A 10,314-nucleotide genomic window follows, 5' to 3' on the forward strand; every position below is an offset into this window, starting at 1 on the left:
AGCTTATTATTGACTAGAGTCATGCTCCAACCTATTCCCAAGTTAGCCATCCAGGCGGCCAAGAAAACTCCACCCACGCCACCAACTGGCCACCCCCGTAAGCAAGGGGAATGTCGAACAAAAACATGCGGGTCAAGGACGTGACCGGTAAGATCCAAGCAGGGATCCCCAAATAAAGAAAGAAGTAGAAACCAACGTGCAACATCAAGTTTTGGGGTTAGGCATTGCGGGGCTGGCGGCAGCGCGGCTGTTGCGGGCCCAGGGCTATGAAGTGCTGGTTTGGGATGAGCAAGATTCCCCTCTTCTCAGACAGCGGCAGGCTGAGCTCAATCAAGAAGGGATCCCGGTTCGGCTGGGGCAGCCTTTTCAACTGGCCGAAGGGGTGAAGCAGGTGGTGGTCAGTCCAGGCATTGCTTGGGATCACCCGCTGCTGCAGGAGGTGCGTCAACAGGGGATCCCGGTGGTGGGGGAGGCGGAGCTGGCCTGGATCTATCTTGACCACCTACCCTGGGTGGGGATCACCGGCACCAACGGCAAAAGCACCACCACAGCTCTGGTGGCGGAAATGTTCAAGGCGGCGGGGTTGCAAGGGATCCCCTGCGGCAACATCGGCCTGCCCCTGTCGCAGGTGGCTTTGGAAACGCTCCAGGGAACGCTAGAGCCGGATTGGATCGTGGCGGAGCTGAGCAGCTACCAGTTGGAGGCCAGTAGCCGCCTCATGAGCAGCACTCCTGGAGGGCCGCCGCGCATTGGGGTGTGGACCACCTTCACTCCCGATCACCTAGAACGGCATGGGACGCTGGAGCGCTATGCCAGCTTTAAGGCTCGCCTTTTGGATCGGGCCCAGTGGCGGGTGCTCAACGGCGAGGATCCCTACCTGTGCTGCCGCCGGCAGGACTGGGAAAATACCTATTGGACTTCCCTTGTTGCTACCCAAGGCTGTTGTGACCGGGATCCCACCGCAACCCTTGACCTGCGGGAAAACCGCCTCTACATCCAGGGGGAGATGGTGGCGGAGCTGGAGGACTTTGCAGAACGCTGCCCTGGCCAACACAACCTGCAAAACCTGCTCTTGGCGGCAGCAGCAGCACGTCTAGCTGGGCTCCCCAACGCTGCCATTCAAAAAGCCATCCGATCTTTTGCCGGCATGCCCCATCGGCTGGAGCGGGTGGCGCAAATCCAGGTGGGATCCACCCCTATCCGCTTTGTCAACGACAGCAAGGCCACCAACTACGAGGCCGGCTGGGTGGCGCTCAACGCCCTTTCCCCACCCATTATTCTGATTGCCGGAGGAAGGGCTAAGCAGGGGGATCCCGGCGCCTGGTTGCGGTTGATTCGGGCCAAGGTGGCCCGCGTGTTGCTGATGGGGGAGTCTGCCCCAGTGCTGGCAGAGGCCCTCCAGGGGATCCACTATACTGACGTTGAGCTGGTGCCAACCCTAGATGTAGCGGTGGAAAGAGCCTTTGCAGCGGCTTGTTCCCTTTCGCGTCAAGCTCAGAGCTTGGGGAAGCCCGCTCAACCCATCACCATTTTGCTGTCCCCCGCCTGTGCCAGTTTTGACCAGTACTCCAGCTTTGAACACCGTGGCAACCATTTCCGAGCCTGCTGCCAAGCCCTCCAGGGATCCCTGGAATGCTGAGGCTCGCTGGCTGCGCTGGCTCACCTTGATCTGGCTGGTGCTGGGGCTGCTGATGCTGTTTTCTGCTTCCTACCCGGTGGCTCAGCGGATCACCGGCGATGGCCTCTACTTTTTCAAGCGCCAATTGCTCTGGGCCGGGCTGGGTCTGGGCTGTTTCTGGGCTCTGGTGCAGATCCCGCTGCGGCGCTGGTTCCCCTGGGCCGGGATCCTCTGCTTGCTGGGAGTTGGCCTGGTGTGGGCCACCCAGGTGCCGGGGTTGGGGGTTTCCCGCCTGGAAGCCAGCCGCTGGCTGGATTTGAAGGTGATCCCTGTTATCCAGCCTTCAGAATTGCTCAAGCCCCTGTTGGTCTTGCAGGGATCCTGGATCTTTGGCCGCTGGTTTCACCATCCTCCCTGGTTCCGCATCCTCTGGGTGGTTATCTTCGCCTTTGCGCTCTTGGGGATCCTCGCCCAGCCCAACCTGGGCACCACGGCCATCTGCGGCCTCACCCTCTGGGTCATGGCTTGGACTGCCGGGATCCCAGCTTTCACCCTTTTGGCCACAGCGGGGCTGGGGATTCTGGCGGCTGTGGTGAGCATTCTCAGCAAAGATTACCAACGGCGGCGCATCCTGGCCTTTTTGGATCCCTGGGGTAACGCCCAAGGGGATGGCTATCAGTTGGTGCAAAGCCTGTTGGCCATTGGCTCCGGCGGCCTGTGGGGCAAGGGATATGGCCTTTCCCAGCAAAAGCTGTTCTACCTGCCCATCCAATACACCGACTTCATCTTCTCGGTGTATGCAGAAGAGTTTGGCTTGGCCGGATCCCTGTTCTTTCTGGGGTTGCTGACCTTCTACACTCTGCTGGGCTGGCGGGTGATGGGGCGCTGTCGAGAGCTGACCATTCGCTTAGTAGCCTGCGGCTGCCTGATGTTTCTGGTGGGGCAGTCGCTGATGAACATCGGCGTGGTCACCGGGGTTCTGCCCACCACAGGTGTGCCCCTGCCTTTGTTCAGCCATGGGGGTAGCTCCATTCTGGCAGGGCTGATCACAGCAGGATTGTTGGTGCGGGCAGCCCGCGAAGCAGGGTAAAGTAAGGCTGCATGTTGCCAACCCAGCAAAGGGATCCTTTCACGCAAGCAGCAAACCCAGAGGGCCAGGGATCCCTATTGGTTGGCCTCTGCTTTAGACCGGCTTCTTATGCGGCAAAATCCAGAGCTGACGTTGCAACCGAGCCTAGATCCAGCCCATTTCATCCAAAACGAGGGTAAACACCGTCGCGCAACAGGCCACCAACAGCGACACATAAGCCGGCTGACCGTGGGCAATGCAAACGCCGGCTGCCACCGAAGCGCCCGCAGCTGCAGAAAAGGTACGACCTGCCCAATTGCCTTTGGAGGGTTTGTCAGAAGGATTGAATTTGTTAAACATTTTTACAGCAGAAAGAGGATACAAAAGGAATAAACTTCATTAGGAAACGGCCTCAGATTATCACCCCCCGACCTGACTCAAGAAGGATCCAAGGCCATTCTCAATATTTCTTCGCTTAGGCTTCAATCTTTCGTAAAATTGCGCTGAGATGCTCATAATCACCCCGCAACAGACAGCTCAACTGCCGACCTGCCTGTAGAAGCCAGTTGCGATCCCGGTTCAGGATTCGGTAAGTTTGGCGGATCACGGCAGCCACCAGCTCATCGGTTGGGATCCCGTTGACCCGTAGCAGGGTGCGCAAAAACTCGAAAGAGCGGCAGAACTCCCTCACTTCCGTATCGGAGCAGAGATAAACCGGCTGGTGAATCTGGGGAGGGCGTGGCGGCAAGTACTGATAGACCCGTCCCCCGCTGACAAAGCCGACAATGGCCGCGCGAAAATCGGTGCGCAACATGGCAAAAATCTGGGGCTGTTGCTCCCGCAGCTCCTGAGGGGAGAGGCCCAAAGCCCTGGCGCGATGGACGGTGTCGATGGGGGCGATGGCGGCATAGCAAACCACGCCATAGATCAGGTTGCCGGTCTCTTCGTCTTGGGAGCGCGTCCAACTGCCGAGAGCAGGCATGGGCGGGAAGGTCAGGCGTTCCGGCTCGAAGCACTGGGCCACAAAGGTTGTGGTGTCGGCCTCCACCACTTCTCCAAAAGCAGAGGCAGGCTGGGGGGCTCTCATCGGGATCTCAGACTTCTCAAGGGTTGCTGCTGCAAAGGCCGACGGAGGGAGACAGAGGAGTCAGGAGAAAATGGAATTTTTCCAGGTTTTAAGACTTGTGAAGATAGGGGCAATCCCCTCGCCCAACATTTTGCCCCTTTTGCAACGTTTTGTCCGATCCCCGGACGGCAAATCGGCAACTCAACGGCCTATGAGATCCTCATTGCTAAGAAAGTTAGCCGATTTTGGGGATCCCTGCGTAATATATTTTTTCACACGCTCCCGCGCAAATTCGCCATCCTAAATATTAGCCATTCTAAGTATTGAGCAGTTGGCGAGCGGAGGGAGAAACAATGAATGCTCAGCAACGCGGCCAAATCATCGCTTCTGAGTGGATGATCGACAGCCAAAACCCAGTACACTCCATTTCTCGGCTCAAGCGTCGGGCGACCTACTCCGATGTAACCCTCTGGTGGTTGGTGGTGCAACTCAACCTGATGGAACAAAACTCTATCCACACCGATCACCGATAGGATGGACGGCACAAGAACAATCGGCTGCACGAAAATCCCAGCCCAGGAACATCCCGGATCCTAAATCCAATCTTAAAACTTAAAAAAAACAAAAGAAGAGCTGAAAGTTGAGTCGGGTTGCACCTCGAACACCAGCTCTTCTGGACAGAGTAAGGAATAGAGATAAAGAAGAACCGAGTCTCGACCCCCCTTTAATCCTCCAGAGGCAAAGCCGCCACCTGGGCCGGTTGCACTGGCGAGGGGAAGAAAGGCCGCTGCACGATTTCAGTTGCCAACACACTGCGCAACTGGGCAGCTACCGCCACCGTTGTGACATCGTAGGTTTGGGTAGCCAGGCGTGGGTAGAAGCCAATGCCGAGGATCGGCAACAGCAGACAGAGGGCCACCGCCATTTCCCGCGGGCGCATATCCCCCAGGTAATCTTCCAAAACTAGGCCGGGATCCTGAGCCCCGTAGAACACCTGACGCAGCATGGAGAGCAAGTAAATGGGCGTCAAAATGATACCCACTGCCGCCAGCAGGGCAATTCCCGCTTTGAAGGTCGGCGCATAGGCATCGCTGGTGGTCAAGCCCAAGAACACCGTCAGCTCACCCACAAATCCGCTCATCCCCGGCAGCGCCAGAGAGGCCAGGGATCCCGCCGTAAACAGGGCAAAAGCCTTCGGCATCTGCTTGGCCAACCCTCCCAACTTGTCGAGGGCAAGGGTGTGGGTGCGCTCGTAGGTGATCCCCGTCAGGAAGAACAGAACCGCGGCAATCAGACCGTGGGAGATCATCTGCAGCACTGCCCCATTGATGCCCAGCTCCGTGAAGGCGGAGATCCCGATCAACACAAAGCCCATGTGGGCAATGGACGAATAGGCCAAGCGCCGCTTGAGATGGTTCTGACCAAAGGCCGCCAACGCCCCGTAAATGATGTTCACCACACCCAACACCGCCAGCACCGGGGCGAAGTACACGTGGGCTTCCGACAACATGCCCACATTCATGCGGATCAGGCCATAGCCACCCATCTTGAGCAGAACTCCCGCCAAGATCATGGAAATGGGAGCAGAGGCTTCGCTGTGGGCATCCGGCAGCCAGGTGTGCAGCGGAAAAATCGGCAGCTTCACCCCAAAGGCAATCAGCAAAGCCGCATAGGCCAACAGCTCCAAGGCCACCGGGTAAGACTTAGCGCTCAGCTCTGCCATCTCCAGGCTGAAGCCCTCGCCATAGAAGGCCATTGCCAGGGATCCCACCAAGATAAAAATGGAGGCGGCGGCGGTGTAGAGGATGAACTTGGTGGCGGCGTACTGGCGCTTCGGCCCACCCCAAATGGAGATGAGCAGATAGACCGGCACCAGCTCAATCTCCCACATCAGGAAGAATAGAAGCATGTCCTGCGCCAGAAATACGCCCACCTGGGCGCCGTACATCAGCAGCAGCAGGAAGAAAAACAAACGCGGCTTGTGGGAGAGATTCCAAGCCGCCACAATCGACAGGGTCGTGATCAAACCCGACAGCAACACCAGCGGGAAGGAGAGGCCGTCCACCGCCAGCGACCAGTGGAACCCAATTTGGGGCACCCAGGCGTAGCGCTCCGCCAGTTGCAGAGAAAAGTCCTGCAGGTCATAGTGCCGCACAAAGACATAGGCCATCAGGCCCAAATCAAAAGCCCCCACAGCGAGGGCATACCAACGCACCCAACGGCTCTGGGGGATCAAGGGGATCCCGAAGGCTGCCAGCAGAGGCAAGAGCACCAGCACCGACAGCCAGGGAAACTCAAGAGAATTGCTCATGACCGGGAATAAATACTCATGCTCGATACCTCAATGATATGAAGCTGTGTAAACAAATGGGAAGCGATATTTACAAAAAAATCTGCGCCATCGCGCAGATCTCGAGAAAGTTTCTCTGATGCCGATCCTCGAGGAGCCTCGAGGGATCCGGCGCGATAGCGCTCCGTCGGGTGGATAGGCCGCCCGAGCTGGCCAGAGAACCTTGTGGGGATCCCCCGGCAAGCGACTCCCCCGCTACCGGGGAAGTGGCCAGGATCTACTCGTCTTCGGCAAAGACAAAACGGTGCAGCTCGTCCAGGGTTGGCTCTGGGCTTTCCAGAGCAAAAAGAACCGCGTCCTCAATCACGGCGCTGACCTCCGCGTGGATGGCTTGGAAGTCTGCCTCGGTCATTAGGTTGTGCTCCAGGGCATAGCGTTCCAGTTGCTTGATGGGATCCCGCTGCCGCCAGAACTCTTTTTCCTCAGGACTGCGCAGCTCGTCAGGGTCGGCCAGAGAATGGCCCCGGAAACGATAGGTGATGCACTCCAGCAAGGTGGGGCCTTCTCCGGCACGGGCGCGGGCGATGGCCTGTTGGGCGGCCTCTCGCACTGCTAGCACATCCATCCCATCCACCTGGTAGCCGGGCATGCCAAAAGCCGGGCCTTTGCGGTAAATATCGGTGTCGGAAGTGGCGCGTTCATGGGCCATGCCAATAGCCCAGAAGTTATTTTCCACCACATAGACGATGGGCAACTTCCAGAGGGCGGCCATGTTGAGGCACTCGTAAAACTGGCCGTTGTTGCAGGCTCCATCCCCAAAGAAGCAGGCGGTTACCTGGTCAGTGCCCCGGTATTTGGCAGAAAAAGCAGCCCCCGTCGCCACTGGGATCCCTTCGGCCACAAAGGCATAGCCCCCCAAGAAATTGTGCTCCGCCGAGAAGAGGTGCATGGAACCACCCCGACCCTTGCTGCAGCCGGTGGCCTTGCCGAACAACTCTGCCATGACCGCCCGCGGCGGGATCCCGGTGCTGAGGGCATGCACATGATCGCGGTAGGTGCTGCACACGTAGTCGGTGGGCTTGAGCGCCTTGATCACCCCCGTAGAGACGGCCTCTTGGCCGTTGTACAGATGCACAAAGCCGAACATCTTGCCCTTGTAGTACATTTCGGCGCACTTGTCTTCAAACAGACGGCCCAGCACCATGTCTTCATAAAGAAGACGAGCCTCTTCGGCAGAAATGCGAGCAGTTGTGGAGCGCGAAGTGAGTTCTTGAACCATGCTGCAGTGCAACGAATTAGAGGTATCTTAGGCGATCAGCTGTGAGCTTTGCGGTTTGCCCATTATCTCATGCTCCAGTCTGTCTGCCACCTTACCTGGAAATCCCATCCTGCAGGGCCGAAAGCGGTTGTTTCGAGGCCAAGGGAGTTAAACTGAAAGGCTAGGGCAAGAGGCGTTTCCATTGCAGCAGCCGCATCAGGACTCCGTCCCGCAAACGCGAATCTTGAACACCAGAGGGGGGGTTTCTTCTGCTCTCGGCTTGGACGTCGATCTGCTGGAGCCGGGGGCAAGAGGTATTTGGCCAGCCAACGTGACGGGGTGCGCCCATGGGAGCCCGTTGGGTTAGCGGTTTTGCGGCGGTGTTGTTTGCGTTGGCGGTCACCCTGCTAGGGGGCTGGTATTTTACTGCAGCCATTGGGCTGATCATTTTTTTGGCCCAACTGGAGTTTTTTCGCTTGGTGCAAGCCAAAGGTAATGCGCCGGCCATGCGCACCACCATGTTTTCCAGCCAGGTGCTGGTGATTTTGCAGCAGGTCAAGCCGGAATGGACGAGCCCTGCTTTTATTGTGGCGGGATCCATCATCTGTTTTTATTTGCTCTTTAAGCCCAAGGTGGCCACCATTGCCGATATTGCCACCTCAATTTTGGGACTGTTTTACTGTGCTCTGCTGCCCAGTTTTTGGATTCGGGTCAGGGCTTTGTCTTTATCCAAGGGCATTGGCGAAGGGCTATGGATTACGCTGTTGGCCATTGGCTGCGTGATCGCCGCAGATGTAGGGGCCTACCTGTGTGGTCGGGCCTTTGGGCGCACCAAGCTCTCCATCCTCAGCCCGAAAAAGACGGTGGAAGGGGCGGTAGCCGGGATTGCCGCCAGCATGACCCTTGCGGTGGTTGGAGCCTATTACCTGGGCTGGCCGTGGAGCTGGTTGAGTGGGGGCATTCTGGGGTTTTTGATTGGGTTAACCAGCCTGCTGGGAGATCTCACAGAATCTCTGATGAAACGGGATGCAGGGGTGAAAGATTCCGGGGATCTGATCCCGGGCCACGGTGGCATCTTGGATCGGGGAGACAGCTATGTGTTCACCGCGCCACTGGTGTTTTACTTCATGGAATGGCTCAACGCTTACTCTGGGCTCTAGAGCCATCTCGTAAGCCTGCCAAAACCCAAGAACGCACACCAGTTACGAGTGGAGGAGTCCTCAATTCAAAATGGCTTGGCACTCGGGAGCCTCTAAAAACTCGTCCGGCGAAATGAGGTATCCTGGAGGCGCAGTCACAGGCACGAACCCCTCCAAGTTCAACTCGGTTTCGTCGTAAACCACCAGTTGGCTGATACTGAAAGTGTGATGTTTGTATACCTCTACCTCGAGAATGCGGGCTTTTCGCTGGATAATCCAAGGGTTCTCCCCTCCTAGTTCAGAAGGGGCCAGAGGGCGATCTAGGCCAAACACGAACTCTCCACTTCGACCGACGAGAATTGCCTCCAGGCTACCGGGCTTTCCTGCACCTACAAAGCAAAAAAAGTAGTCAGAGTGCGGGATAAAATACAGGCCTATCAGGGGTAGTAGAGGCGGCCAGGATTGTTCATCCGGATGAAGGCGAGCACTGAAGCAAGCTTCATAACCTGCCAGAGAGCCTGGTTCAAAAGGCTCCCCACGACAAAGTAGGATGTCTCTCTCTGATCTCTTCCAGTCCTGCTGCGCCAAGGCAGGGATCCCAGGGGATAGAGCCATCAGGGCCATCAGTACCGTTGCCGTCAATGATCTGGACATAACGCCGTACCCAAAGCTGAGGATGGTAGTACCCTAGCTCGAAATCCCTCTCTAGCCGTGTGATTAGGGTCAAGACCGATGGGCCACTCTACCCCGAAGGGCAAAGGGTTGAACTGCTACTCTATAAAGTGATTCATCAAAGTGATTCATCCTTCTCAGCCGTTGGCCTATCCTCCCTATGACTGCTGCAATTTCCTCTGTCAACCTGCCCAGCCAGTACAACCCCTTCGAGACCGAGCCGAAGTGGCAGCGCTTTTGGGAGGAGAAGGGCTTTTACGTGGCGGATCCCAAGGCGCCGGGAGAGGCCTTTAGCATGGTGCTGCCCCCGCCCAATGTGACGGGCAACCTGCACATGGGCCATGCTTTTGCCTTTACCCTGCCGGATGTGGTGACGCGCTACAAGCGGATGCGCGGCTACAACGTGCTCTGGCTGCCCGGCACAGACCATGCCAGCATCGCCGTGCACACCATCCTGGAAAACCAACTGCGCCAAGAGGGCAAGACCCGCTTCGATCTGGGCCGCGAGGCTTTTCTGGAGCGAGCTTGGGCTTGGAAGGAGCAGTCGCAGGGAGCTATCAAGAGCCAATTGCGGCGGCTGGGTCTCTCGCTGGACTGGACGCGGGATCGCTTTACCCTCGACGAGGGGCTGAGCCGGGCGGTAACCGAGGCGTTTGTGCGGCTATACGAGGCGGGGTTGATTTACCGGGGCGAGTATTTGGTGAACTGGTGCCCGGCCACCCAGTCGGCGGTGTCAGACATTGAGCTAGACGACAAAGAGGTCAAGGGCCATTTGTGGCATTTTCGTTATCCCTTGGCCGAGGATCCCAGCCAGTATCTGGTGGTGGCCACCACTCGCCCCGAGACCATGCTGGGGGATACGGCGGTGGCGGTAAACCCCCAGGATGAGCGCTATCGCCATCTCATCGGCCAGTTCATTCGCCTGCCCATTAAAAATCGCCTCATCCCCATCATTGCGGATGAGTATGTGGATCCCTCCTTTGGCTCCGGGTGTGTGAAAATTACCCCGGCCCACGACCCCAACGACTTTGAAATCGGCAAACGGCACCAATTGCCCTTCATCAACATCCTCAATAAAGACGGCACCCTCAACGAAAACGGGGATCCTTTCACCGGCCTAGATCGCTTTGTGGCCCGAGAAAAGGTGGTGCAGTGGTTTGCCGAACATGGCCTGCTGGAGAAGGTGGAGGACTACACCCACA

Annotated in this window: 10 protein-coding genes; 5 read left to right on the top strand and 5 right to left on the bottom strand. The window is 57.6% G+C overall.

Going from position 1 to position 10,314, the window contains the following annotated elements; all coding sequences use genetic code 11:
* Window positions 1-31: 31 nt before the first annotated feature.
* Window positions 32-205 (bottom strand): hypothetical protein, encoded by a 174-nt coding sequence (locus NW815_RS02730; protein WP_414415682.1) that lies wholly within the window; start codon window positions 203-205, stop codon window positions 32-34.
* Between NW815_RS02730 and murD the strand changes: the two genes are divergently transcribed.
* Entirely contained in the window at window positions 197-1,639 is a 1,443-nt protein-coding gene (murD, locus tag NW815_RS02735) for a UDP-N-acetylmuramoyl-L-alanine--D-glutamate ligase (RefSeq protein WP_414381409.1), read from the top strand. The two genes, NW815_RS02730 and murD, sit on opposite strands and share 9 nt — an antisense overlap.
* Window positions 1,584-2,708: an FtsW/RodA/SpoVE family cell cycle protein gene (locus NW815_RS02740; RefSeq protein ID WP_414390391.1), complete on the top strand. Its 1,125-nt coding sequence runs from the start codon at window positions 1,584-1,586 to the stop codon at window positions 2,706-2,708. The genes murD and NW815_RS02740 overlap by 56 nt, the downstream gene beginning before the upstream one ends.
* 144 nt (window positions 2,709-2,852) lie before the next feature.
* Here NW815_RS02740 and NW815_RS02745 read toward each other — a convergent pair whose 3' ends face one another.
* Both NW815_RS02745 and NW815_RS02750 read right to left on the bottom strand, forming a co-directional pair.
* Window positions 2,853-3,047, bottom strand: a complete 195-nt coding sequence (locus NW815_RS02745; protein WP_041436101.1) for a hypothetical protein — start codon at window positions 3,045-3,047, stop codon at window positions 2,853-2,855.
* Window positions 3,048-3,162: 115 nt separating this feature from the next.
* On the bottom strand, window positions 3,163-3,774 hold the full coding sequence (locus NW815_RS02750) for a hypothetical protein (protein WP_414343849.1): 612 nt from the start codon (window positions 3,772-3,774) through the stop codon (window positions 3,163-3,165).
* A 332-nt stretch (window positions 3,775-4,106) separates the two neighbouring features.
* Between NW815_RS02750 and NW815_RS02755 the strand changes: the two genes are divergently transcribed.
* Window positions 4,107-4,286 (top strand): hypothetical protein, encoded by a 180-nt coding sequence (locus NW815_RS02755; protein WP_011431964.1) that lies wholly within the window; start codon window positions 4,107-4,109, stop codon window positions 4,284-4,286.
* A 191-nt stretch (window positions 4,287-4,477) separates the two neighbouring features.
* Here the strand turns inward: NW815_RS02755 and NW815_RS02760 are convergent, their stop codons facing one another.
* Together NW815_RS02760 and pdhA are read right to left on the bottom strand one after the other, a co-directional pair.
* Entirely contained in the window at window positions 4,478-6,064 is a 1,587-nt protein-coding gene (locus NW815_RS02760; RefSeq protein ID WP_414391195.1) for an NAD(P)H-quinone oxidoreductase subunit 4, read from the bottom strand.
* Between the two features lie 256 nt (window positions 6,065-6,320).
* Window positions 6,321-7,322: a pyruvate dehydrogenase (acetyl-transferring) E1 component subunit alpha gene (pdhA, locus tag NW815_RS02765; protein ID WP_414329458.1), complete on the bottom strand. Its 1,002-nt coding sequence runs from the start codon at window positions 7,320-7,322 to the stop codon at window positions 6,321-6,323.
* Between the two features lie 326 nt (window positions 7,323-7,648).
* Here pdhA and NW815_RS02770 point away from each other — a divergent pair, with 326 nt between their 5' ends.
* Window positions 7,649-8,461 (top strand): phosphatidate cytidylyltransferase, encoded by an 813-nt coding sequence (locus tag NW815_RS02770; RefSeq protein WP_414389933.1) that lies wholly within the window; start codon window positions 7,649-7,651, stop codon window positions 8,459-8,461.
* 811 nt (window positions 8,462-9,272) lie between these two features.
* Window positions 9,273-10,314 (top strand): class I tRNA ligase family protein (locus NW815_RS02775; protein ID WP_414415683.1); only part of this gene is annotated, 1,042 nt, incomplete at its 3' end.

Source organism: Synechococcus sp. R6-7, from assembly GCF_047461695.1.
GTDB lineage: Bacteria > Cyanobacteriota > Cyanobacteriia > Thermostichales > Thermostichaceae > Thermostichus.

What these genes read in the sequence shown, in the direction of transcription:
- NW815_RS02730 (WP_414415682.1), bottom strand. Translation starts at nt 205, where the DNA reads ATGTTGCACGTTGGTTTCTACTTCTTTCTTTATTTGGGGATCCCTGCT.
- NW815_RS02745 (WP_041436101.1), bottom strand. Translation starts at nt 3,047, where the DNA reads ATGTTTAACAAATTCAATCCTTCTGACAAACCCTCCAAAGGCAATTGG.
- NW815_RS02750 (WP_414343849.1), bottom strand. Translation starts at nt 3,774, where the DNA reads ATGAGAGCCCCCCAGCCTGCCTCTGCTTTTGGAGAAGTGGTGGAGGCC.
- NW815_RS02755 (WP_011431964.1), top strand. Translation starts at nt 4,107, where the DNA reads ATGAATGCTCAGCAACGCGGCCAAATCATCGCTTCTGAGTGGATGATC.
- NW815_RS02760 (WP_414391195.1), bottom strand. Translation starts at nt 6,064, where the DNA reads ATGAGCAATTCTCTTGAGTTTCCCTGGCTGTCGGTGCTGGTGCTCTTG.
- pdhA (WP_414329458.1), bottom strand. Translation starts at nt 7,322, where the DNA reads ATGGTTCAAGAACTCACTTCGCGCTCCACAACTGCTCGCATTTCTGCC.
- NW815_RS02770 (WP_414389933.1), top strand. Translation starts at nt 7,649, where the DNA reads ATGGGAGCCCGTTGGGTTAGCGGTTTTGCGGCGGTGTTGTTTGCGTTG.